At 53.4% G+C, this 23176-nt stretch carries 24 protein-coding genes; 12 read left to right on the forward strand and 12 right to left on the reverse strand.

The window, feature by feature from the left end; genetic code table 11:
* Positions 1–97: 97 nt before the first annotated feature.
* The 5 genes from manX to mntP all read left to right on the forward strand — a co-directional run bounded on the left by manX (position 98) and on the right by mntP (position 4456).
* Positions 98–1066, forward strand: coding sequence for a PTS mannose transporter subunit IIAB (gene manX, locus AL479_RS22905; RefSeq protein ID WP_061077789.1), 969 nt, complete (start codon positions 98–100; stop codon positions 1064–1066).
* A 58-nt stretch (positions 1067–1124) separates the two neighbouring features.
* Positions 1125–1925, forward strand: a complete 801-nt coding sequence (locus AL479_RS22910; RefSeq protein ID WP_042318487.1) for a PTS mannose/fructose/sorbose transporter subunit IIC — start codon at positions 1125–1127, stop codon at positions 1923–1925.
* A gap of 12 nt (positions 1926–1937) precedes the next feature.
* The gene (locus AL479_RS22915; protein WP_042318485.1) at positions 1938–2789 is read left to right on the forward strand and encodes a PTS mannose transporter subunit IID; all 852 of its coding nucleotides are present in this window, start codon (positions 1938–1940) and stop codon (positions 2787–2789) included.
* A gap of 224 nt (positions 2790–3013) precedes the next feature.
* Positions 3014–3472 (forward strand): DUF986 family protein, encoded by a 459-nt coding sequence (locus AL479_RS22920; RefSeq protein ID WP_061077790.1) that lies wholly within the window; start codon positions 3014–3016, stop codon positions 3470–3472.
* Positions 3473–3889: 417 nt separating this feature from the next.
* On the forward strand, positions 3890–4456 hold the full coding sequence (gene mntP / locus AL479_RS22930; RefSeq protein ID WP_061077791.1) for a manganese efflux pump MntP: 567 nt from the start codon (positions 3890–3892) through the stop codon (positions 4454–4456).
* Here mntP and rlmA read toward each other — a convergent pair.
* The 6 genes from rlmA to mgrB all read right to left on the reverse strand — a co-directional run bounded on the left by rlmA (position 4453) and on the right by mgrB (position 8819).
* Positions 4453–5262: a 23S rRNA (guanine(745)-N(1))-methyltransferase gene (rlmA, locus tag AL479_RS22935; RefSeq protein WP_061077792.1), complete on the reverse strand. Its 810-nt coding sequence runs from the start codon at positions 5260–5262 to the stop codon at positions 4453–4455. The two genes, mntP and rlmA, sit on opposite strands and share 4 nt — an antisense overlap.
* 63 nt (positions 5263–5325) lie before the next feature.
* Positions 5326–7071 carry a peptidoglycan glycosyltransferase FtsI gene (gene ftsI / locus AL479_RS22940; RefSeq protein ID WP_061078056.1) on the reverse strand — a complete coding sequence of 582 codons (1746 nt, stop codon included), beginning with the start codon at positions 7069–7071 and terminating at the stop codon, positions 5326–5328.
* Between the two features lie 220 nt (positions 7072–7291).
* The gene (gene cspE, locus AL479_RS22945) at positions 7292–7501 is read right to left on the reverse strand and encodes a transcription antiterminator/RNA stability regulator CspE (RefSeq protein ID WP_001062678.1); all 210 of its coding nucleotides are present in this window, start codon (positions 7499–7501) and stop codon (positions 7292–7294) included.
* A 12-nt stretch (positions 7502–7513) separates the two neighbouring features.
* Positions 7514–7657, reverse strand: coding sequence for a DUF2627 domain-containing protein (locus AL479_RS22950; RefSeq protein ID WP_043000402.1), 144 nt, complete (start codon positions 7655–7657; stop codon positions 7514–7516).
* Positions 7658–8313: 656 nt separating this feature from the next.
* Positions 8314–8601, reverse strand: coding sequence for a YebO family protein (locus AL479_RS22955; RefSeq protein WP_061077793.1), 288 nt, complete (start codon positions 8599–8601; stop codon positions 8314–8316).
* A gap of 74 nt (positions 8602–8675) precedes the next feature.
* Positions 8676–8819: a PhoP/PhoQ regulator MgrB gene (gene mgrB, locus AL479_RS22960; protein WP_042318479.1), complete on the reverse strand. Its 144-nt coding sequence runs from the start codon at positions 8817–8819 to the stop codon at positions 8676–8678.
* Between the two features lie 160 nt (positions 8820–8979).
* On the opposite strand from mgrB, the gene AL479_RS22965 reads away from it, so the two are divergent.
* Positions 8980–9219, forward strand: a complete 240-nt coding sequence (locus tag AL479_RS22965) for a YobH family protein (RefSeq protein WP_043001907.1) — start codon at positions 8980–8982, stop codon at positions 9217–9219.
* Positions 9220–9329: 110 nt separating this feature from the next.
* On the opposite strand, the gene kdgR is transcribed toward AL479_RS22965, so the two are convergent.
* A complete protein-coding gene (kdgR, locus tag AL479_RS22970) occupies positions 9330–10121 on the reverse strand; it encodes a DNA-binding transcriptional regulator KdgR (RefSeq protein ID WP_061077794.1) in 792 nt (263 codons plus the stop codon).
* A gap of 176 nt (positions 10122–10297) precedes the next feature.
* On the opposite strand from kdgR, the gene AL479_RS22975 reads away from it, so the two are divergent.
* The gene (locus tag AL479_RS22975) at positions 10298–11671 is read left to right on the forward strand and encodes an MFS transporter (RefSeq protein ID WP_061077795.1); all 1374 of its coding nucleotides are present in this window, start codon (positions 10298–10300) and stop codon (positions 11669–11671) included.
* A gap of 44 nt (positions 11672–11715) precedes the next feature.
* On the opposite strand, the gene htpX is transcribed toward AL479_RS22975, so the two are convergent.
* From htpX to AL479_RS22995, 4 genes are all read right to left on the reverse strand, one after another.
* Positions 11716–12597, reverse strand: a complete 882-nt coding sequence (htpX, locus tag AL479_RS22980; protein WP_042318474.1) for a protease HtpX — start codon at positions 12595–12597, stop codon at positions 11716–11718.
* A gap of 193 nt (positions 12598–12790) precedes the next feature.
* The gene (gene prc, locus AL479_RS22985) at positions 12791–14839 is read right to left on the reverse strand and encodes a carboxy terminal-processing peptidase (RefSeq protein ID WP_061077796.1); all 2049 of its coding nucleotides are present in this window, start codon (positions 14837–14839) and stop codon (positions 12791–12793) included.
* 19 nt (positions 14840–14858) lie between these two features.
* Positions 14859–15545, reverse strand: coding sequence for an RNA chaperone ProQ (proQ, locus tag AL479_RS22990; RefSeq protein ID WP_043000397.1), 687 nt, complete (start codon positions 15543–15545; stop codon positions 14859–14861).
* A gap of 97 nt (positions 15546–15642) precedes the next feature.
* Complete coding sequence (locus tag AL479_RS22995) at positions 15643–16140, reverse strand: GAF domain-containing protein (RefSeq protein ID WP_061077797.1); 498 nt, start codon at positions 16138–16140, stop codon at positions 15643–15645.
* 130 nt (positions 16141–16270) lie between these two features.
* On the opposite strand from AL479_RS22995, the gene yebS reads away from it, so the two are divergent.
* The 5 genes from yebS to AL479_RS23020 all read left to right on the forward strand — a co-directional run bounded on the left by yebS (position 16271) and on the right by AL479_RS23020 (position 22317).
* Complete coding sequence (gene yebS, locus AL479_RS23000; protein WP_061077798.1) at positions 16271–17554, forward strand: membrane integrity lipid transport subunit YebS; 1284 nt, start codon at positions 16271–16273, stop codon at positions 17552–17554.
* Positions 17523–20156 (forward strand): PqiB family protein, encoded by a 2634-nt coding sequence (locus tag AL479_RS23005; RefSeq protein ID WP_061077799.1) that lies wholly within the window; start codon positions 17523–17525, stop codon positions 20154–20156. Before yebS ends, AL479_RS23005 begins: the two co-directional genes overlap by 32 nt.
* A 77-nt stretch (positions 20157–20233) precedes the next feature.
* A complete protein-coding gene (gene rsmF, locus AL479_RS23010; protein ID WP_061077800.1) occupies positions 20234–21673 on the forward strand; it encodes a 16S rRNA (cytosine(1407)-C(5))-methyltransferase RsmF in 1440 nt (479 codons plus the stop codon).
* 114 nt (positions 21674–21787) lie between these two features.
* Entirely contained in the window at positions 21788–22024 is a 237-nt protein-coding gene (locus tag AL479_RS23015; RefSeq protein WP_167382411.1) for a YebV family protein, read from the forward strand.
* Between the two features lie 101 nt (positions 22025–22125).
* Positions 22126–22317, forward strand: coding sequence for a YebW family protein (locus tag AL479_RS23020; RefSeq protein ID WP_061077801.1), 192 nt, complete (start codon positions 22126–22128; stop codon positions 22315–22317).
* Here the strand turns inward: AL479_RS23020 and pphA are convergent, their stop codons facing one another.
* Positions 22318–22980: a protein-serine/threonine phosphatase gene (gene pphA / locus AL479_RS23025; protein ID WP_061077802.1), complete on the reverse strand. Its 663-nt coding sequence runs from the start codon at positions 22978–22980 to the stop codon at positions 22318–22320.
* Positions 22981–23176 lie beyond the last annotated feature (196 nt).

A 23176-nucleotide genomic window follows, 5' to 3' on the forward strand; every position in this document is an offset into this window, starting at 1 on the left:
TTTCATTGTAACCCTTATCTGAATCGATTCTGTTGCGGACGGCGATTCAAATACATCTCTCACGTTGATGTGTTAACGATAATAAAGGAGGTAGCAAGTGACCATTGCTATTGTTATAGGCACACATGGTTGGGCTGCAGAGCAGTTACTCAAGACAGCAGAAATGCTGTTAGGCGAGCAGGAAAACGTCGGCTGGATCGATTTCGTGCCCGGCGAGAATGCCGAAACGCTGATTGAAAAGTACAACGCTCAGTTGGCAAAACTCGATACCCGTAACGGCGTGCTGTTTCTCGTCGATACATGGGGAGGCAGTCCGTTCAACGCTGCCAGCCGCATTGTCGTCGACAAAGAACAGTATGAAGTGATCGCCGGGGTGAACATCCCTATGCTGGTCGAAACGCTGATGGCGCGTGACGACAACCCAAGTTTCGACGAACTGGTCGCGCTGGCGGTTGAAACCGGTCGCGAAGGCGTGAAAGCGCTGAAAGCGAAACCGGTGGAAAAAGCCGCCCCTGCCCCCGTCGCAGCGGCCCCCAAAGCCGCGGCTCCGGCAAAACCGATGGGACCGAACGATTATATGCAAATCGGTCTTGCCCGTATTGATGACCGTTTAATCCACGGTCAGGTGGCTACCCGCTGGACCAAAGAAACCAACGTGACCCGCATTATCGTGGTCAGCGATGAAGTGGCTGCAGACACCGTGCGTAAAACGCTGTTGACGCAGGTGGCGCCTCCTGGCGTGACCGCTCACGTGGTGGATGTTGCCAAGATGATTCGCGTTTACAACAACCCGAAATACGCTGGCGAACGTGTGATGCTGCTGTTCACCAATCCGACCGATGTTGAACGCATTGTCGAAGGCGGCGTAAAAATCACCTCCGTGAACATTGGCGGTATGGCTTTCCGTCAGGGTAAAACGCAGGTCAACAACGCCATCTCTGTCGATGAGAAAGACATCGAAGCCTTTAACAAACTTAATGCCCGCGGTATTGAGCTTGAGGCGCGTAAAGTGTCAACCGATCAGAAACTGAAAATGATGGATTTGATTGCCAAAGTGGGCAAGTAACCCCTGGCATTGAATGAGCTTTCACACTTAAGGCTGTTATAGCAATAGGAGAAGTACAATGGAGATTACCACTCTTCAGATTGTGCTGGTGTTCATCGTCGCATGTATCGCGGGTATGGAGTCGGTACTCGATGAATTTCAGTTCCACCGCCCACTGGTGGCCTGTACGCTGATTGGCGCCGTTCTCGGGGATATGAAAACCGGTATTATCATCGGTGGTACCCTGGAAATGATCGCCCTGGGCTGGATGAACATCGGTGCTGCCGTTGCACCTGATGCCGCACTGGCGTCCATTATTTCTACCGTTCTGGTTATTGCCGGTCACCAAAGCATCGGTGCTGGTATCGCGCTGGCGATTCCGCTCGCTGCAGCAGGCCAGGTTCTGACTATCATCGTTCGTACTATCACCGTGGCATTCCAGCACGCGGCGGATAAAGCGGCGGAAAACGGTAACCTGACGGCGCTCTCCTGGCTGCATGTCTCTTCCCTGTTCCTGCAGGCGATGCGTATCGCTATCCCGGCGGTTATCGTTGCGATTTCCGTAGGCACCAGCGAAGTTCAGGGCATGCTGAATGCGATTCCGGAAGTGGTGACTGGCGGTCTGAACATCGCCGGCGGCATGATCGTTGTGGTCGGTTACGCGATGGTTATCAACATGATGCGTGCAGGCTATCTGATGCCGTTCTTCTACCTCGGCTTCGTGACTGCGGCATTTACTAACTTCAACCTGGTTGCTCTGGGTGTGATTGGTGCGGTAATGGCCATCCTCTACATCCAACTGAGCCCGAAATATAACCGCGTGGCAGGTGCACCAGCGCAGGCTGCTGGTGACAACTCCCTCGATAACGAACTGGACTAGCAGGTGAGCGAAATGGTTGATATGACTAAAACTACCACTGAGAAAAAACTCACACAGAGTGACATTCGTGGCGTGTTCATTCGTTCTAACCTGTTTCAGGGTTCATGGAACTTCGAACGTATGCAGGCGCTGGGTTTCTGCTTCTCCATGGTACCGGCTATTCGTCGCCTGTATCCAGAGAACAACGATGCGCGGAAGCAAGCCATCAAGCGTCACCTGGAATTCTTTAACACCCATCCATACGTTGCGGCACCGGTTCTCGGCGTAACGCTGGCGATGGAAGAACAGCGTGCTAACGGCGCAGAGATTGACGATGGTGCCATCAACGGTATCAAAGTCGGCCTGATGGGTCCGCTGGCAGGCGTGGGCGACCCGATTTTCTGGGGTACGGTGCGTCCGGTATTCGCCGCGTTAGGTGCGGGTATCGCGATGAGCGGTAGCCTGCTCGGCCCATTGCTGTTCTTCATTCTGTTCAACGCAGTCCGTCTGCTGACCCGTTACTATGGCGTCGCTTACGGTTACCGCAAAGGTGTCGATATCGTTAAGGATATGGGCGGCGGCTTCCTGCAGAAACTGACTGAGGGGGCGTCAATCCTCGGCCTGTTTGTTATGGGGGCATTGGTTAACAAGTGGACGCACGTGAACATCCCGCTAGTGGTCTCAACCATCACCGGACAGGATGGGCAGACCCGTGTTACCACCGTACAGACCATTCTCGACCAGTTAATGCCGGGTCTGGTTCCGCTGCTGCTGACCTTCGCCTGTATGTGGCTGTTGCGTAAGAAAGTGAACCCGCTGTGGATTATCGTTGGCTTCTTTGTCATCGGTATCGCGGGTTATGCGGTCGGCCTGTTGGGCCTGTAAGACTGTAGTACACTACCGGGGCCTATAAGGCCCCGTCATACTGCTGACAATGAAGGAAAAAACGTGGTTTTTCCTTCATTGTGGTTATCAGCCGAAAATCAATAAATTGATTTTCCTGGTTTTTAATTAGGTGATCTCTGCTTGCCCGGTATCGGGATGAAGTTTGTCATCACTCTCCCGGGGCCTATAAGGCCCCGTTTTTTTATCTGGAGGAACAAGGATCAATGACTATCACGGACCTGGTGCTGGTTTTCTTTATTGCCGCGTTACTGGCTTACGCCATTTACGATCAGTTCATCATGCCACGCCGCAATGGCCCGACTCTGCTTGCCATTCCCCTGCTGCGCCGAAGCCGCGTGGACAGCGTCATCTTCATTGGCCTCATCGCGATTCTTATCTACAACAATGTCACCAGCCATGGGGCTGTCATGACCACCTGGTTATTATGCGCTCTGGCGTTAATGGGGTTTTATATTTTCTGGATCCGGGTCCCGAAAATCCTCTTCAAACAGGGTGGCTTTTTCTTCGCCAACGTATGGATAGAATATAACCGCATTAAAGAGATGAATTTATCGGAAGATGGTGTTCTGGTGATGCAATTAGAACAACGGCGTCTGCTTATTCGTGTACGGAATATCGACGATCTGGAAAAGATATATAAACTTCTCGTTTCTTCTCAGTAAGTTAGAGATATAGCCTGGGCTTTGTTTTTCGCAATTTAATTGCAGTTAAAAACATAGCTAAGGCTATAATCTGACAGCGTAAATGTTATTTATTTTAACGTTCCATCTACCAATAAATCTAAATGAAAATCGTTTTCAATTAGAAGTCAAATAATATTTCTCCGTTGTTGTTTTATATTCTCAAAATATGATAAGGTTGCGCCGTCATTTGGGGAGTAGCCGATTTCCAGACTCCGGAAATGTACGTGTCAACATACTCGTTGCAAAACGTGGCACGTACGGACTGAAATCTCTTTCAGTCAGGCGAGACCATAGGCACATCAACTGCTATGCATACTGTATGAACCCCGAGTTCAGGTGTGCATGTTTACTGGGGGCAGTGGTGTGTTTTATGGAAACCCCGGTCAGGACGCTGTCATGAATATCACCGCCACTATTATTCTCGCTTTTGGCATGTCGATGGATGCTTTTGCCGCATCAATTGGCAAAGGCGCGACCCTGCATAAACCCAAATTTTCTGAAGCCCTGCGTACCGGTTTAATTTTCGGCGCAGTGGAAACATTGACGCCGCTGATCGGCTGGGCGCTCGGTATGTTAGCCAGCAAATTCGTGCTGGAGTGGAATCACTGGATTGCTTTCATCCTGTTGGTCTTTCTGGGCGGACGGATGATTATTGAGGGATTTCGCGGCGCGGATGATGAAGATGATGAACCGCTGCGTCGTCACGGTTTCTGGTTACTGGTCACCACCGCTATCGCCACCAGCCTCGACGCCATGGCTGTCGGCGTGGGGCTGGCGTTCCTGCAGGTCAACATTATCGCTACCGCCCTGGCTATCGGCTGCGCCACGCTGATCATGTCCACACTGGGAATGATGGTCGGTCGCTTCATTGGCCCGCTGCTTGGCAAACGGGCTGAAATTCTGGGTGGGGTGGTACTGATCGGTATCGGCGTCCAGATCCTCTGGACGCACTTTCACGGTTAATCCGCACGCTGCCAGAGGTGAAGACGAAAATCCGTCTGGCAGTCAAACACTTCTGTACTCGCCAGGCGTTCCCAGACCTCCGGTTTGGCCCGCCAGGCAAAAGGCGTCATCTGCAATAGCGCCACCGCTTCCTTTCCGCTCAGGCGCATCGGATACGCCAGCGTAATATCCTCCAGCAGGGTGAACCCTTCCAGTTGCTCAGTATGCGGCGCATGGAGCCGAACCTCATCGTAAATCAGCCCTTTCAACTCCATTAAATGGCGCGGTCCCGGCGTTGCCGTGATCACCCAACCCTGCGACTTGACCACGCGCGCCAGCTCTTGCGCTTTACACGGCGCGTAAATCCGCACAATGGCGTCCTGGCTTGCATCAGCAAACGGCAACCGATGACTCGAGGCGACGCAGAATGTCACCTGCGGATAGCGTCTGGCCGCCGCTTTAATGGCCACTTTTGCCACGTCCAGTCCATAGGTGGTCGCCGTCGGCAACGCATCAGCAAAGGCATGAGTGTAATACCCTTCCCCACAGCCGATATCAAGAATCGAGGTCGCCGACGCGTCGAGGCGCGCGGAAAGCTGCTCAACAATGGCGCCACGCAGGGGTTGATAATGTCCGGCATCAAGAAATGCACGCCGTGCCTGCATCATCTCCGCGCTGTCGCCCGGATCGCGTGAACGCTTATGCTGTACCGGCAACAGGTTAACGTACCCCTCTTTTGCCACATCAAACTGATGCCGCTGCGGACAGATAAAACTGTTATTAACGTGCGCAAGGGGCTGGTGACAAAGTGGGCAGGAAAACGACATAACAACTCCGGCAGGTAAATTCAGGGCGCAAGTGTAACGCGATTTACGCCCCGGGAGAATCACTTAGCGCGTGGGGAGTGTCTGCGCATTGCTCTGCATCACCAACAGATGACTGGAGTCGGCAGGCATCCCATCCGGTTTGACGTTTTCCAGTCGCAGCACATCGCCCATAATCTGGCTGAAAACCGGTGCCGACACCGCGCCACCGTAATAGGCCCCATTCTGCGGATCGTTGATCACCACTACCAGCGCAAACTTCGGGTTGCTTGCCGGCGCCACTCCTGCGGTGTAAGCCACATATTTATCAACGTATTTACCGTCATCACCGATCTTCTTCGCCGTCCCGGTTTTAACCGCCACGCGATAATCCCGGACCGCCGCCTTCGTCCCGCCGCCCCCCGGCAGGGCGACACTTTCCATCATATGCTCCACTTGCCTGACCAGCGCTTCCGACATTACGCGCTTGCCGATGACAGGCGGATCGATACGCGTAATAGAGAGCGGTCGGTACAGGCCAAAACTGCCAATCGTGGCATAGACGTGCGCCAGTTGCAGCGGCGTCACCATCAGGCCGTAGCCAAAGGCAAAGGTCGCGCGATCCAGATCGCTCCAGTAACGGCGTTGCGGCATCAGCCCCTGACTCTCACCGGTGAGTCCCAGCCCCGTGGGTTGGCCAAAACCAAAGCGGCGGTAGGTATCGACGACTCGCTGGATCGGCATCGCTAACGAGAGATGCGAAACCCCGGTGTCACTCGATTTTTGCAAAATACCGGTCAGCGTCAGTTCCGGATAAAAGCCCACATCGCGGATCCGATGCCCGTCAAGATAAAACGGATGAGTGTCGATCACGCTGTCAGGCTGGACAATCCCCTGCTCAAGCGCCGTCATAATGACCAGCGGTTTCACCGTCGAGCCCGGCTCGAAGGTATCGCTAATCGCACGATTACGAAAATCATCAAGCACCGCCCCATCACGGTTGTTCGGGTTAAAATCGGGGAAACTGGCCATCGCCAGGATCTCACCGGTGGCAATGTTCACCAGCACGGCAGCGCCTGATTCCGCTTTGTTCCAGCTAACCGCATTGTCCAGTGCATCCTCGGTGACTGTCTGCAGTCGCTCATCAATGCTGAGTTGTAGTTCATGCGCCGGCACAGAATTAACTTCCGTGATGTTTTCAATCACGTGACCGAATTTATCTTTGCGGACCAGGCGGGAACCCGGCTTCCCCATTAACTGTGCGTTAAAGCTTTTCTCAACCCCTTCAATGCCCTGCCCGTCAATATTGGTGAAACCAATCAGATTCGCCGCGACATGTCCTGCCGGGTAAAAGCGCCGGGACTCTTCGCGCAAATTAATCCCGGGCAGGTTCAGCTTATCGATCCACTTCGCCTGTTGAGGAGAGACCTGACGCGCAAGATAGATAAACCGTGCTGACGGATCGTGGTTAACGCGCGCCGCCAGGTTCGTGAGTGAAAGATGCAGCGTGTTGGCCAGCGCCTGCCAGCGTTCGTTGTCGCCAACGCCGCCTTTGCTCAATAGCGTTTGAGGGTCAGCCCAGACCGCATTCACCGGTACGCTGACCGCCAGCGGCCGCCCTTGCCGATCGGTGATCATTCCACGCGGCGATGCCGTGGTGACTTCGCGCAATGAGCGCATGTCTTCTTGCCTGACCAGACGGTCGGGTTCGACAATCTGCAACCAGGCAACGCGCCCCAGCAGCAGTCCCAGGCTCAGCAATATGGCGATACAAAGCAGCGCAAAACGTAGCGGTGTGAAACTTCGCGCCGTACCCTCACTTTTCTTTTTCACCTGTTCTCCGGCAAACATGATATTCAGGTGACTGATTTAACGGGAATAACGGCGGGAAAGCGGTGAAAACTATGCTAATAACATCACGGCTTTGCAACAAAGCGCTAACGGAGAAAGCATTCAGACATACTTTGAAGGAAGATGCATGAAAAAGCCCCGCATCAGCGAGGCTTTAAATCTGAGGTTGATGCGCAGATGCGCTTCAAATCAGTGGTGTCGATCAGATAGCTGTTACGTTAACAGCAGCCGGACCTTTCTGGCCGTCCTGAATTTCGAACTCAACGTTCTGGCCTTCAGCCAGAGTTTTGAAGCCATTACCCTGGATAGCGGAGAAGTGTACGAACACGTCTTTGCTGCCATCAGCCGGAGTAATAAAGCCAAAACCTTTAGACTCGTTGAACCACTTAACTTGACCTTTAATCTTTGCCATTTGCAAAATTCCTTAGAGTGTTTTCTTCGCCCGCAGGCATAACATAGATAAAACTGAGACATTACTGCTTGAGGCACTAATATAAGGTTCGGCAGAGAAGCGGTATTCAACGACAACGTGTTTACTCAGGACTTCTTTACTGAAAATGCCACACATAAACAGAACTGTACCTCGTTTAACCCAAAACGTGTTATCACATACAACGTTAATTATGGCAAGCCATTTTTAAACGTGTCTCGATCGGTCGCACAAATCTCGCCAGTCGACACAGAGTAACTGCACAGTTATGCGTCAATCCTCAAGCCGATATATTCCCACGCGCTCGCTGAGCCCTTGTCAGACCCTCCGCGCAGCGGGGACTTTTCAACCATAGCTCAATAAGTTCGCGACTTCCAGATCATTGCGATGTCGAAACGTGGCGACCCGCGGTTATCACAAATTCTGCTTTGTTATGCATAATTTGTTTCAACGCAAAATGACCCGGTATCATAATAACGCCTCATTTCGCTCCATCTTGATATCTACTGTTCTTATGCACTCATTTAATGAAAGAATGATGACAATGCACAAAAATAGGGAAAGAAACGTTTCGCTTATTATAAAACCGATCATTCTCACAAAACGGGGAAGATCACATTATTAACGTATGGAAAAATATAATTAAGTGTGTGCAGGCAATAACCGGCGCACTGGCACAAGAAGGAACGGATATAGCGAAGCGGCATGCGACTGCACTAATAGCGTGCAGGATAACAAACCAGGAAGGAAAGACTGGCGAGACGCCAGCCCATTCGCTTCCTGTTACACGAGGATTAACGTTCTGCGACCAGACGGATGATGTCCTCATCCTCTTGCGGATCATTGGCCTTAGGCGATGCCTCTGCCACTTTTTCCGGCTCGTTCGCTTCACAGAGACGACGCAATAATGCATTTTGTCGCTTCTGCTGGTCTAACAACGCTTCAAGCAGCTCAATCTGCTCATTGGTTCGCGAGCTCGCACGGTTGATAAAGAACCACAGCACCAGCCCAACAACCAGAACCCCCACCGATACAATCAACGACGCAAAATTAAGCACGCCGGAATTCACTACTTCGTTCATTTCACCACCTCAATGTAGACGCGCCATTTTACCACCGCGCCACAGGAAGGAAATCAACGGATGAAAAAATGATCTCACCAGGGGATAAATTTATTGATGGCGCAAATTCCGCTGAAAAATTGTACATCCTGGTCACACATGATGTTGAACACCTGGGCCCATAGCAGCAGGCACACAAGCACTACCACCACCAGAATTATCCATCGAAACTTTTTCACTCCACTCTCCGCATCAACATCTTATGCCACCAAATTATCATGCGTATCTTAAACCAGGACTAACTACAGAAGACATTAGCGATTTTTTAAGAATCATTTACTTGTATCAATGAGCGTAAGCGCTAAGCTCAGTCTAACTTATAGAAGAAAAGAGGTCATAATGCGTTTGATTATTCGCGCTATCGTGTTGTTTGCGCTTGTATGGATTGGATTATTACTCAGTGGGTATGGTGTGCTGATAGGCAGCCAGGAGAATGCCGCCGGGCTGGGGTTGCAATGCAAGTATCTTACCGCGCGAGGAACCGCCACCGCGCAATATGTTCATACCGATAGCGGTATCATCGGATTAACGGATTGTCCGATATTGCGTAAGAGTACCGTGGTCGTCGATAACGGTTAATATCCCGTCGTCATGATCCGTGCCTTGCGTATTGCTGAAGCAGAATGTCACAGGATTAAAGCGGCCGGCGAAAAAGCCGGCCGTTTCTTTATATCGACTGCATGACATCATCAGAACGGATAATCGTTGTAGCCCATCTGTTCAGAGATTTTACGCGCCGCGGTATGCAGCATCGAAACGTAGTCGTGCAGGTTTTCTTCGGAAAAACGCAGCGTTGGGAAGGAGATACTCAGACCCGCAATCACCACACCGAAACGATCGAATACCGGTACGCCAATGCAGCGTAAACCTTCTTCTTGTTCTTCGTTATCTTCGCCATAACCCTGTTCGCGGACTTTATCCAGCACCGGCAGCAATGCTTCCGTGGTGGTGATAGTGCGCCCGGTACTACGTTTATACTCAATGCCGTCCAGAATCTGCTTCACTTCGTCACGATCGCGCCAGGCCAGCAGCACTTTACCAATCGCGGTGCTGTAAAGCGGATTGCGGCGACCCACACGCGAATACATGCGCAGGTTGTACATCGAATCAATCTTATGAATGTAGACGATGCTGTCTTCGTCCAGCGCGCCAAGGTGCACCGTCTCTTTCGTCAGGCGAGAGAGTTCGCGCATCTGGATGTCCGCACTGCGGATAAGGTCAACATTCTGTAGCGCGCGAGCGCCAAGTTCAAACAGCTTCAGCGTCAGAGAATACTTCTCGGATTCACCTTCCTGTGACACATATCCCAGTGTTTTCATGGTCTGTAAAAAGCGATAAACGGTGCTTTTTGACATCATGACGCGTTGTGATAACTCGGTAATCCCTATTTCGCGCTCTTCACCCAGCGCCTGCAGAATGCCAAAGACTTTCAGCACGGAAGATACAGAATCAGGCTGTTTATCCAGATCTGCGTTAGCCATTTATCACCTCATTACGAGTGTTTTATAAAAATCAGAACGATTTTTTATTATAATTTCATGGCCAGGCGCCCGCAATCCATCTTTGCTTACTTCGTTACAAATCTGCGATATAAAGCCGGAATATCAATGCTAAAATCACTACCCTGATCATATTCTTCGCAGAAACTATCAATCACATGAATAAATCCCAGGCCGACGGCCTGCCGCTTCCGCAGCGATATGGTGCTATTTTAACCATCGTTATTGGTATTTCGATGGCCGTGCTGGACGGCGCCATTGCCAATGTGGCGCTCCCCACCATAGCCACTGACTTACACGCCTCCGCCGCCAGCTCAATATGGGTCGTCAACGCCTATCAGATCGCCATTGTCGTCTCGTTACTGTCGCTGTCATTTCTGGGCGATATGTTTGGCTATCGACGCATCTATAAATGCGGACTGGTGTTTTTTCTGCTGGCCTCATTGTTTTGCGCACTCGCGGACTCGCTACAAATGTTGACGATGGCGCGTGTCGTTCAGGGGTTCGGCGGCGCGGCGCTAATGAGCGTCAACACGGCGTTGATTCGTCTGATTTATCCTCAGCGCCATCTGGGTCGCGGGATGGGCATTAACTCCTTTATCGTCGCCGTCTCCGCGGCCGCAGGTCCAACCATCGCGGCCGCCATCCTCTCAATTGCCTCCTGGAAATGGCTGTTTCTGATCAATGTGCCGTTAGGGATTATTGCATTGATTCTGGCAATGCGCTTTCTGCCGCCTAATGGCTCACGCAGCAATAAAGCGCGTTTTGACATCCCCAGCGCCGTGATGAATGCGCTGACGTTTGGTCTGTTGATCACCGCACTGAGTGGTTTTGCACAGGGGCAGCCTCTGACGCTGATCGGTGCCGAAGTGGCGGCGATGATGGTGGTTGGCTATTTCTTTATCCGCCGTCAGCTTTCATTACCGGTGCCGTTATTGCCGGTCGACCTGCTGCGTATTCCTCTTTTTTCACTGTCGATAGGTACCTCAATCTGCTCTTTTTGCGCGCAGATGCTGGCGATGGTCTCTCTGCCCTTCTATCTGCAAACGGTACTGGGACGCAGTGAAGTGGAAACCGGTTTGCTGCTTACCCCCTGGCCGCTGGCAACAATGGTCATGGCGCCGCTGGCCGGGTATCTGATTGAACGCGTCCATGCCGGTTTGCTGGGCGCACTGGGCCTGCTGGTGATGGCAAGTGGCCTGTTTGCCCTGGTGTTACTTCCTGCCGTGCCGTCCGATCTGAATATCATCTGGCCGATGATTCTCTGCGGCGCCGGGTTTGGTTTATTTCAGTCGCCCAATAACCACACGATCATCACCTCAGCGCCTCGTGAACGCAGCGGCGGCGCCAGCGGCATGCTGGGAACCGCCCGTCTGTTGGGACAAAGTTCAGGCGCGGCGCTGGTCGCGCTGCTGTTGAACCAGTTCGGGGATAACGGCACGCATGTTTCTCTGCTGATGGCAGGGATTCTGGCGACCATTGCAGCGGTGGTGAGCGGTCTGCGCATCACACAGCCCCGGGCGCAGGCGTAAAAAAAGCGCGTCCATGGACGCGCTTTCTCTTCTTTCCGACAGGCTTACTTCAGGTATTCCCCACTGCGCAGCGCTTCGATACGTTTATCCAGCGGCGGGTGAGTCATAAACAGTTCGCTCAGCGATTTACCTTTACCATTGATGCAGAAGGCCATCATGCTGGATGCTTCTTGCGGTTCGTAGCTGGTTTTCAGACGCTGCAGCGCGGCAATCATCTTTTCACGACCGACCAGTTTAGCGGACCCCGCATCGGCGTGGAATTCACGGTGACGAGAGAACCACATGGTAATGATGCTCGCCAGAATACCGAAGACCAGTTCCAGTACCATTGCGACCGCAAAGTAGATCATTGGGTTGCCATTGCTGCCTTCGCCTTCATCACGGTTACCACCGAGAAAACCGGCGGCGATCTGCGCCAGAATACGCGAGATGAAGATAACAAAGGTGTTCACAACCCCCTGAATCAGCGTCATGGTAACCATGTCACCGTTCGCGATATGGCTAATTTCGTGAGCAATAACGGCTTCAGCTTCATCCGGGCTCATGTTTTGCAGCAGACCGGTACTGACCGCAACCAGGGAGGCATCACGGCGCGCCCCGGTGGCAAACGCGTTAATGTCCGGCGCATGGTAGATAGCGACCTGCGGCATGGCGATACCGGCCTGACGCGCCTGCGTGGCGACCGTATTCATCAACCAGCGCTCTCTTTCGTTACGTGGTTGCTCGATCACTTCCCCACCGACGGAGCGTAACGCCATCCATTTGGACATCAGCAGTGAAACGAAGGAACCACCAAAACCGAACAGCAGCGCCATAATCATCAGGCCCTGAACGCTGCTCGACTGAATCCCTGTCAGGCTCAGCACCAGCCCGAAAACGACCATGACGGCCAGGTTCGTCAACAGGAAAAGCGCGATTCGCATCATAATCTTCTTTTAACCTCAACTTAACAAAACGCACTATGCGATTACCCACATCGTATGGGTCGTACCGCTATTTTCAAGCATCAATGCCCGGTAAGTCACCAGAAAGACACAACTTTACATTTTTCTGTATCAGGCTGACGACTTCATGCGCTTGTTAAAAAAAACAGGCACAATTTCTTGTGCCTGTCTGAGGTTACTTCGTCGCGGTAGGTTGTTCCGCGGGCTTCGCTTTCTCGAGCGTCGCCAGATCCAGCGCAATCTTCACCGTTTCATCAAGATACGGATCCGGTTCCTGGTAATCTTTTGGCAGGTCGTCCAGTTTCTTCAGAACCGGTTTACCTTCACGTTTAAACCGGTCATTGATTCGCGCCAGACGCAGCGCATCATCTTCATTATTCTCTTTTTCACGCTGTGCGTAATTCAGAGACGCGATGTTGCGTTTGTCCTTCATCGCATTGAAACGGGCGATATCCTTCATGATGTACTGGAACTCAGGATCCTGCGCGATACGCGCATTGTGATCTTTGAGTAATTCAGGGCCGAACGGCGTCAGATCGTCTGATTTCACATACGTTGCGGCATCAATGCTATCCCACGGTAACGCATTATCTTCAAACTTCTCACCGGTTTCGGTCTCTTCATTCCCCGTCGGCATGATGATATCCGGCGTGACGCCTTTACGCTGAGTACTGCCGCCATTCACACGATAGAACTTCTGGATCGTGTACTGAACGGAACCCAGTGCGGGCCATTCTGGACGCAGCATCTGATCGTAAATACGGTTCAGCGAACGATACTGCTGCACGGTACCTTTACCGAAGGTCGGCTCACCGACGATCAGCGCACGACCGTAATCCTGCATGGCCGCGGCGAAAATTTCCGATGCCGACGCGCTGAAGCGATCGACCAGTACCACCAGCGGGCCTTTGTAATAAACAACGCCATCGGTATCGCTGTCCTCACGGACTTTACCGTTGTTGTCACGAACCTGAACCACCGGACCGGAAGGAATAAACAGACCGGACAGCGAAACTGCCTCCGTCAGCGCCCCGCCGCCGTTAGTTCTCAGATCGATGACGATGCTGCTGACGTTCTGTTTTTCCAGTTTCTGCAGCTGAACTTTGACATCGTCAGTCAGGCCAACGTAGAAGCCCGGAATATCCAGTACGCCGACTTTCTCTTTACCTACCGTCTTCACAGACATTTTAACGGCGCGGTCTTCCAGACGGATACGTTCACGCGTCAATGTGACAATACGGGTTTTTGTGCCTTTGCCGGCCGGCAGAACTTCAAGACGAACCTTGCTGCCTTTTGGCCCTTTGATAAGTGCCACAACGTCATCCAGACGCCAGCCGATCACATCGACCATGCTCTTACCGGTCTGACCCACGCCGACAATGCGATCGCCGACGCTAATCGCCTTGCTCTTCGCCGCCGGACCGCCAGCCACCATGGAATTAATGACCGTATAGTCATCGTCCATTTGCAGCACGGCGCCAATCCCTTCAAGGGACAGGCTCATCTCGGTATTAAACTGCTCGGTATTGCGTGGCGAGAGATAGTTGGTATGCGGATCAATTTCGCGCGCAAACGCGGTCATCGCCAGTGAGAAGACGTCTTCACTGTTGGTTTGCGTCAGACGACGGATCGCGGATTTATAGCGACGCGTCAGCGTCTCGCGAATTTCTTTATCGTTCTTGCCGGTCAGTTTCAGACTTAACTCATCGAACTTCACCTTGCCGTCCCACAGCGCATTCAGCTCAGCCTCATCTTTTGGCCAGGGCGCTTTGCTGCGATCGAGATTGAAGGTGTCAGTTCCGGTGAAGTCCATCGGACGTTCCAGCACTTTCAGTGCGTACTGAAAACGCTCGAAGCGGCGTTTTTGCGCCAGATTATAGAGATCGTAAAAAACGTCGAGCTTACCCGAACGCAATTCGTCACCCAGTTGCCCTTTCTTCTTCGCAAACTGTTCGACATCCCCTGCCAACAGCACATTGTGGCTGTAGTCGAGTAAATTCAGATAGCGGTCGAAAATTTTGGCGGAAAAGGCCGAATCGAGATCGAACTGACGGTAGTGAGAACGCGTAAAACGCGACGTGACGCGTTCACTCACCGTCGCGTGCTGTGTCTCTTCCTTAAGAACAGGAATCTGATCGGCACGCGTAATGTCGTCCACTGCGAAGGTCTGGCCTGCTATTGCAAGCAGGCCAGCTAACGCGGTAAGCCTAAAAAATGTGTTCATGCCAGGCCTGGCCTCCGTTTCAGAACACCAGGTGTTCTGCGCGTACAATCAAAGACATACCCGAATTCAGCTGTACACGGACGCCATCTTTGGTGATTTCTAATACGGTGGCATCCATCGCATCATTGCCCGCTTTCACCTTCAGAGACTGTCCAACGCTCAGCGCTGAAATATCCGAAACCGGAGTCAATTTCTCTTCACGAGGTGCGCGCGGCGCTTTCGCGGCTGGTTTTTCAGCACGCGGTTTACGCTCCGTCGCTTCTTTGCGGCGTGGTGCGGGACGCGGCTTACGTTCACGACGCGGCGCGTCTTCGGTTTCTCCCGCGGCGGCGGCAGCTTCGCGTTTTTTCGCTTGCTGTTCTGCACGCTGCGCCTGAACGCGAGCTTTCGCTTCTTCAAGCTGCTTACGCGCATGTTCAACGTGCTGCTCATCCAGCTCACCGCACGGGTTGCCGTCGAGATCGACACGCGTTGCGCCCGGCTTAACGCCGTACAGGTAACGCCAGCTTGAAGTATAAAGACGTAAAGCGGAACGAAGTTGCGTTTTGCTGAGGTTCATTTCGCCCTCAATACGCTCTACCAGATCCTGAAATATGCCAATTTTCAGTGGGCGCGCTTCGCCTTCCGCACTAAAACACTGCGGAAAACGCTCGGCCAAAAACGCGATGACTTCTTTACTGCTATTCAACTTAGGTTGATTTTCCATGAAATTTCCTGATTACAACGGACGTAGCCAACAAGCAGCAGGCATGAACAGGCGTCATTATAATGACGCCATCAGTAATTGCTACGTTATCCGTTGATTATCCTGCGACGCTCGCAAAGAATTTTTTGTAATCCGTCATTGCAAGCACGGTTTCAAGCTGCGCAACGAGCCGGCGAAGCCCCTCTTCATCCTCAGCGGTGAAGCGCCCAAACGCCGTACTGTCGATGTCCAGCACGCCAATAATATGACCATTGACGGTTAATGGCAGGACAATTTCCGCATTACTGGCCGCATCGCAGGCGATGTGGCCATCAAAGGCGTGAACGTCGTCAATCCGCTGCACCTGGTTGTGGGCAACGGCTGCGCCGCACACGCCGCGACCCACCGGGATCCGTACGCAGGCAATTTTGCCCTGAAACGGACCTAATACCAGCATATCGCCCTCAAGCAGGTAAAACCCCGCCCAGTTCACTTGCGAAAGACGTTCGTACAACAGTGCGCTGGTGTTCGCCAGCGTGGCCAGAAAACTGGTCTCTCCTGCCATTAATGCCTGAAAATCGCGGTTCAGATCCGCGTATAGCTCTGTCTTGTTCATTATATAATCACTTAGTTGTCTTACTCTGATACTGCCAGCCTATTAAAATAAGCATTAAATGCGTTAATGCTCAAGATCATTCCCGTCATGAGTTAAGATTACATAAATCTAACACTTTGATTCGCGATACATGGCTCTCAAGACACCCCAGATCACGCCGACGAAAAAAATAGCGATCCGATCCATCAGCGAAGCACTGCCTCGTGCGCACTATCAGCGTTGCCCTCAGTGCGATTTGCTGTTTAGTCTGCCGAAGATGCGTTCTCACCAGAGCGCATACTGTCCCCGCTGCCAGGCGAAAATTCGTGATGGCCGCGACTGGTCGCTGACGCGGCTGGGGGCGATGGCGGTCACCATGCTGTTGCTGATGCCCTTCGCCTGGGGCGAGCCGCTGCTGCACATCTATCTGCTGGGCATCCGCATTGATGCCAACGTGATGCAGGGGATCTGGCAGATGACAAAGCAAGGCGATCCCATTACCGCGGCGATGGTGCTGTTTTGCGTCGCGGGCGCGCCGCTGATCCTCGTCACCTCGATTGCGTACCTGTGGTTCGGCAATATTCTCGGCATGAATTTACGCCCGGTGCTGCTGATGCTGGAAAGGCTTAAAGAGTGGGTGATGCTGGACATCTATCTGGTGGGTATCGGTGTGGCGTCGATCAAAGTTCAGGATTACGCCTTTTTGCAGCCTGGCGTGGGGCTTTACGCGTTTATTGCACTGGTGGTCCTGAGCATCCTGACGCTGTCGCACCTGAACATTGAACAGCTGTGGGAACGTTTTTATCCGCAGCGACCGGCAAAGCGTCCGGATGAGCAGTTGCGTGTTTGTCTCGGCTGCCATTTTACCGGCTATCCGGACCCGCGTGGTCGCTGCCCGCGCTGCCATATTCCCTTACGCGAGCGCCGAAACCAGAGCATCCAAAAATGCTGGGCGGCGTTGTTGGCATCGATTGTTTTGCTGCTGCCTGCTAACCTGATGCCTATCTCGGTTATCTACGTGAACGGCGGACGACAGGAAGATACGATCATGTCCGGTATCCTGTCGCTGGCGAACAGCAATGTCGCCGTGGCCGCCGTGGTCTTTATCGCCAGTATTCTGGTGCCATTCACTAAAGTGATCGTCATGTTTACCCTGCTGCTCAGTATTCAGTTCAAATGCGAACAGGGTTTACGCACGCGAATGCAACTCTTGCGTCTGGTCACGTGGATCGGTCGCTGGTCGATGCTGGATCTTTTTGTTATCGCGTTAACCATGTCGCTGATTAACCGCGACCAGATTCTTGCTTTTACTATGGGACCGGCTGCGTTTTATTTCGGCTCAGCGGTCATTTTGACTATTCTTGCAGTGGAATGGCTGGACAGCCGCTTACTTTGGGATGCACATGAGTCAGGAAACGCCCGCTTCGCAGACTGAAGCGCAGATTAAAACAAAACGCCGTATCTCACCGTTCTGGCTACTCCCGCTGATTGCATTAATGATTGCGGGATGGCTGATATGGAACAGCTATGAAGATCGCGGTAATACCGTGACCATCGACTTCATGTCTGCGGATGGTATTGTCCCGGGCCGCACGCCTGTTCGCTATCAGGGTGTTGAGGTGGGTACGGTTCAGGACATCAGCCTGAGCAAGGATTTGCGCAAAATTGAGGTGCGGGTCAGCATTAAATCCGACATGAAAGATGCCCTGCGCGAAGACACGCAGTTCTGGCTGGTGACGCCTAAAGCGTCGCTTGCGGGCGTCTCTGGCCTCGATGCGCTGGTTGGCGGCAACTATATCGGCATGATGCCCGGTAAAGGTAAAGAGCAAGATCATTTCGTCGCCCTCGACACCCAGCCGAAATATCGGCTGGATAACGGCGATCTGATGATTCATCTCAATGCACCCGATCTGGGATCGCTGAACAGCGGTTCGCTGGTTTATTTCCGTAAGATCCCGGTCGGCAGAGTTTATGATTACAGCATTAACCCGAACAAACAGGGCGTCACCATCGACGTGCTGGTTGAACGCCGCTTTACCAACCTGGTGAAGAAAGGCAGTCGCTTCTGGAATGTGTCAGGGGTCAACGCCGATATCAGCCTGAGCGGTGCGAAGGTCAAACTGGAAAGTCTGGCAGCCCTGGTAAACGGAGCCATCGCCTTTGATTCCCCGGACGATTCAAAGGTCGCGGATCAGGATGATACCTTTGGCCTGTACGCCGACCTGGCGCACAGCCAGCGCGGCGTCATTGTCAAGCTCGAACTGCCCAGCGGCGAAGGGCTGAAAGCGAACGCCACACCGCTGATGTATCAGGGGCTGGAAGTGGGTGAACTCACCAGACTGAATTTACAGCCTGGCGGTAAAGTCACCGGCGAAATGACCGTTGACCCTAGCGTCGTGACGCTGTTACGCGACGGCACGCGCATTGAACTGCGCAGTCCCAAACTCTCGCTAAGTGACGCTAACATCAGTTCGTTGCTGACGGGCAAAACCTTTGAACTGGTGCCCGGCGCCGGTGAACCGCGCAGCGAGTTTGTGGTTGTCCCCGGTGAAAAAGCGCTGCTCCACGAACCGGACGTCCTGACCTTTACCCTGACCGCGCCCGAAAGCTACGGTATCGATGCGGGGCAACCGCTGATCCTCCACGGCGTCCAGGTGGGCCAGGTAATCGAACGTAAGCTGACCAGCAAAGGGGTCGAGTTTACCGTGGCGGTCGATCCGCAACATCGTGACCTGGTCCAGGGTGACAGCAAATTCGTGGTCAACAGTCGTGTGGATGTCAAAGTGGGTCTGGATGGCGTTGAGTTCCTCGGCGCCAGCGCCAGCGAATGGATCAGCGGCGGTATTCGCATATTGCCAGGCAGCAAAGGGGAAATGAAGTCCAGCTATCCGCTGTATGCCAACCTGGAAAAAGCGGTAGAGAATAGTCTGAGCGATCTGCCGACCACCACCCTAAGCCTGCGTGCGGAAACATTGCCGGACGTGCAGGCCGGTTCCGTGGTGCTGTATCGTAAATTTGAAGTGGGCGAAGTGATCACCGTGCGCCCGCGCGCCGACGCCTTTGATATCGATCTGCACATCAAACCGGAGTACCGCAACCTGCTGACCAGCAACAGCGTCTTCTGGGCCGAAGGCGGGGCTAAGGTCCAGCTCAACGGCAGTGGGCTGACCGTGCAGGCCTCTCCCCTGTCGCGTGCGCTGAAGGGGGCGATCAGCTTTGATAACCTCAGCGGCGCCAGCGCCAGTCAGCGCAAAGGCGATAAGCGCATTTTGTATGCCTCCGAAACCGCCGCACGTGCGGTTGGCGGGCAGATTACCCTGCACGCCTTTGATGCCGGAAAACTGGCGGCCGGGATGCCCATTCGCTACCTCGGCATTGATATCGGACAGATCCAGACGCTTGAACTGCTCACCTCTCGCAACGAGGTACAGGCAAAGGCGGTATTGTATCCGGAGTATGTGCAGACCTTCGCCCGTGGCGGGACGCGCTTCTCCGTGATTACGCCGCAAATCTCGGCCGCTGGCGTGGAACATCTCGACACGATCCTGCAACCCTACATCAACGTCGAGCCGGGTCGGGGTAATCCGCGCCGTGACTTTGAACTGCAGGAAGCGACCATTACCGACTCACGCTACCTTGACGGGCTGAGTATTGTGCTCGAAGTCCCCGAAGCGGGTTCACTGGCGATCGGTACGCCGGTCCTGTTCCGCGGGATTGAAGTGGGTACCGTCACCGGCATGACGCTCGGCACACTGTCTGACCGCGTGATGATCGCCTTGCGCATCAGTCAACGCTACCAGCACCTGGTCCGCAACAACTCCGTCTTCTGGCTGGCGTCCGGATACAGTCTGGACTTCGGCCTGACTGGCGGCGTGGTGAAGACCGGTACCTTTAATCAGTTCATTCGCGGCGGCATTGCCTTCGCCACGCCGCCTGGCACTCCGCTGGCGCCGAAAGCGCAGGCGGGCAAACACTTCCTGCTGCTGGAAAGTGAACCGAAAGAGTGGCGTGAATGGGGCACCGCGCTGCCACGTTAATATCAGGCTCCGGCGTGCTCGCGCCGGAGCCTTTATGCTACACTGCGCGCTTGTTTTTCTGCCGGTGGTACTCCCCCGTGACTCAACACGCTGTTTATTTTCCTGACGCCTTTTTGACGCAAATGCGCGATGCGATGCCTGCGCACCTCTCTTTTGACGATTTTCTCGCCGCCTGCCAGCGCCCGTTACGCCGCAGCATCCGCGTTAATACGCTTAAGATTTCGGTGGCCGATTTTCTCACCTTAACCGCCCCGTATGGTTGGTCGTTGACGCCCGTTCCCTGGTGCGAAGAAGGTTTCTGGATTGAGCGCGATGATGAAGATACGCTGCCGCTCGGCAGTACCGCCGAGCATCTGAGCGGCCTGTTTTATATTCAGGAAGCCAGTTCCATGCTGCCGGTTGCCGCCCTGTTTGCCGACGATAATTCACCGAGCCGCGTGATGGACGTTGCCGCCGCGCCGGGCTCAAAAACCACGCAAATCGCTGCGCGCATGGGTAATCAGGGCGCGATCCTCGCGAACGAATACTCTGCCAGTCGGGTGAAAGTGCTGCATGCCAATATCAGTCGCTGTGGGATCAATAACGTGGCGCTGACCCATTTTGACGGCCGCGTATTCGGTGCGGCGCTGCCGGAAATGTTCGACGCGATTTTGCTTGATGCTCCCTGCTCGGGTGAAGGTGTGGTGCGTAAGGATCCGGATGCGTTAAAAAACTGGTCCGTTGAGAGCAATCTTGAGATTGCCGCAACCCAGCGCGAACTGATCGAAAGTGCGTTTCACGCCCTGCGCCCTGGCGGTACGCTGGTCTATTCAACCTGTACGTTGAATCGTGAAGAAAACGAATCGGTGCTGGCCTGGCTGAAGGAGGCCTGGCCCGAGGCGGTAGAATTTTTACCGTTGGGCGATCTTTTTCCTGAGGCGAATCAGGCGCTGACGGCAGAAGGTTTCCTGCATGTGTTCCCGCAGATTTATGACTGCGAAGGATTCTTCGTCGCCCGCCTGCGTAAAACGGCATCCATTCCCGCACTGCCGACACCGAAGTACAAAGTGGGCAATTTCCCCTTTACCCCCGTCAAAGGTCGCGAAGCCGCGAATCTGACCCAGGCAGCTAATGCCCTCGGTCTGCACTGGGGTGAAAACCTGCACCTCTGGCAGCGTGATAAAGAGGTCTGGCTTTTCCCGACGGAGATTGAACCGTTGATCGGCAAAGTCCGTTTCTCCCGCCTCGGCATTAAGCTGGCAGAAACGCATAACAAAGGTTATCGCTGGCAGCACGAAGCGGTCATCGCGCTGGCTGATGTCAATCATCGCTGTGCGTTTGAACTGTCTCACCAGCAAGCTGAAGAGTGGTATCGCGGTCGCGATGTTTACCCACAGACCGCCCCCGCCACTGACGATGTGCTGGTAACCTTCCAGCATCAGCCGATTGGCCTTGCCAAACGGATCGGCTCACGACTGAAAAACAGTTACCCGCGTGAACTGGTCCGTGATGGCAAACTGTTTACCGGTAACGTCTGAAATCAGAAAATTTGCGCATTTTTTGACTGGCGCTTTTGCCTGCGTTGACTACGCTGAAAAATGGACGACCTAACTGGTCGTACCACAATCAGCGAATCAACGGAGAGCACGATGATGAAAACCAGTGTGCGCATTGGCGCCTTTGAAATTGACGATGCCGAGTTGCACGGCGAGTCGCCGGGAGACCGAACATTAACCATTCCGTGTAAATCTGATCCGGATTTATGCATGCAACTGGATGCCTGGGACGATGAGACCAGCATTCCAGCCCTTCTCAACGGAGAACATTCGGTCCTCTTCCGCAACCATTACGATCGTAAGTCTGATGCCTGGATCATGCGTCTTGCCTGATTCAAAAAGAACCCGTCTGCCGGCGGGTTATTTATTTCCCCCTTCCCGCTTGCGTTAATTCCTCCTACACTTTTGTTACGGTTGTACAAAATGAGGAAAGGATGTTCGCACTGGTTCTGTTTGTCTGTTATCTGGATGGCGGTTGCGAAGATATCGTAGTGGATGTTTACGATACAGAGCGGCAGTGCCTGTATTATATGGACGATCAACGGATTCGTCAGGGCGGCTGTTTTCCGGTTGAGGATTTTATCGATGGATTCTGGGCGCCCGCCCGGCAATACAGCGACTTTTAATCACTGTAGTTGTACCAGCGTTAACTCGCCGCCGAATACCGCTCCCGTGTCGATGTAGTGCAGATTGTCGCTGTCAACGCGTTGACGCAGCGGTGTATGACCAAACCAGAAATGGTCAGCGCCGTTGATAGCGCTCCCTTCTCCCGCAAGATGCGCACTCAGTCGCGCGCGTCGCCACAACACCTCCGTAAGGTTAACTGGCTTTTGCCACTGATAAACGTCTTCCGGGTAATCGGCGTGGGCGACCACATGGGTCACCTCGTGGCAATGCAGCTCCAGGATCCACGGCAGATGCTGGCAATATTCCAGTGCAAGCGTTGCCTGATGCCGTTTCTGCTCAGGCAACGCCGTAAACCAGCCACCGCCATTCATCGTCCACAACGACCACTGTGACGTGCGCAAAGCATCTATCGCCATCTGCTCATGGTTCCCTCTGACTGCCACCATCCAGCGCTTATGCAGCAACTGCAGGCAGCGCAAACTGTCAGGGCCGCGATCGATGAGATCGCCCACAGAGACCAGTAAATCCTGCCAGGGATCAAAGCGACAGGCCCGCAACTTTGCCATCAGCAGCGCAAAACAGCCGTGGATATCCCCGACCACCCAGATGTGCCGCCACTGCGCCCCCTCGATCATTTGGTAGCTTTTTTCAGGCTGTTTCATGAGCGTTTTGTCCTCAGTCACGCCCTAACACAAATTTAACAATAGCAGCAAAAAACGCTGGACGTTTATGCCCGGGTGTGGGTATGGTTTACTCAGAATGGTCAGTGCGAAACGCCATTAGGCTCAGGAAAAGCACCCGTTCTACAGATAAAAAGAGACCGAATACGATTCCTGTATTCGGTCCAGGGAAATGGCT

It is taken from the genome of Citrobacter amalonaticus (assembly GCF_001559075.2).
Classification (GTDB): domain Bacteria; phylum Pseudomonadota; class Gammaproteobacteria; order Enterobacterales; family Enterobacteriaceae; genus Citrobacter_A; species Citrobacter_A amalonaticus_F.

Coding starts and splice junctions, on each gene's coding strand:
- prc (WP_061077796.1), bottom strand. CDS start 14,839: ATGAACACATTTTTTAGGCTTACCGCGTTAGCTGGCCTGCTTGCAATA.
- cspE (WP_001062678.1), bottom strand. CDS start 7,501: ATGGCAAAGATTAAAGGTCAAGTTAAGTGGTTCAACGAGTCTAAAGGT.
- AL479_RS22965 (WP_043001907.1), top strand. CDS start 8,980: ATGCGTTTGATTATTCGCGCTATCGTGTTGTTTGCGCTTGTATGGATT.
- rlmA (WP_061077792.1), bottom strand. CDS start 5,262: ATGTCGTTTTCCTGCCCACTTTGTCACCAGCCCCTTGCGCACGTTAAT.
- AL479_RS22910 (WP_042318487.1), top strand. CDS start 1,125: ATGGAGATTACCACTCTTCAGATTGTGCTGGTGTTCATCGTCGCATGT.
- proQ (WP_043000397.1), bottom strand. CDS start 15,545: ATGGAAAATCAACCTAAGTTGAATAGCAGTAAAGAAGTCATCGCGTTT.
- AL479_RS23015 (WP_167382411.1), top strand. CDS start 21,788: ATGAAAACCAGTGTGCGCATTGGCGCCTTTGAAATTGACGATGCCGAG.
- AL479_RS22920 (WP_061077790.1), top strand. CDS start 3,014: ATGACTATCACGGACCTGGTGCTGGTTTTCTTTATTGCCGCGTTACTG.
- mntP (WP_061077791.1), top strand. CDS start 3,890: ATGAATATCACCGCCACTATTATTCTCGCTTTTGGCATGTCGATGGAT.
- AL479_RS22915 (WP_042318485.1), top strand. CDS start 1,938: ATGGTTGATATGACTAAAACTACCACTGAGAAAAAACTCACACAGAGT.
- AL479_RS22995 (WP_061077797.1), bottom strand. CDS start 16,140: ATGAACAAGACAGAGCTATACGCGGATCTGAACCGCGATTTTCAGGCA.
- htpX (WP_042318474.1), bottom strand. CDS start 12,597: ATGATGCGAATCGCGCTTTTCCTGTTGACGAACCTGGCCGTCATGGTC.
- AL479_RS23020 (WP_061077801.1), top strand. CDS start 22,126: ATGTTCGCACTGGTTCTGTTTGTCTGTTATCTGGATGGCGGTTGCGAA.
- AL479_RS22950 (WP_043000402.1), bottom strand. CDS start 7,657: ATGTGTGGCATTTTCAGTAAAGAAGTCCTGAGTAAACACGTTGTCGTT.
- yebS (WP_061077798.1), top strand. CDS start 16,271: ATGGCTCTCAAGACACCCCAGATCACGCCGACGAAAAAAATAGCGATC.
- AL479_RS22955 (WP_061077793.1), bottom strand. CDS start 8,601: ATGAACGAAGTAGTGAATTCCGGCGTGCTTAATTTTGCGTCGTTGATT.
- AL479_RS22975 (WP_061077795.1), top strand. CDS start 10,298: ATGAATAAATCCCAGGCCGACGGCCTGCCGCTTCCGCAGCGATATGGT.
- AL479_RS23005 (WP_061077799.1), top strand. CDS start 17,523: ATGAGTCAGGAAACGCCCGCTTCGCAGACTGAAGCGCAGATTAAAACA.
- pphA (WP_061077802.1), bottom strand. CDS start 22,980: ATGAAACAGCCTGAAAAAAGCTACCAAATGATCGAGGGGGCGCAGTGG.
- kdgR (WP_061077794.1), bottom strand. CDS start 10,121: ATGGCTAACGCAGATCTGGATAAACAGCCTGATTCTGTATCTTCCGTG.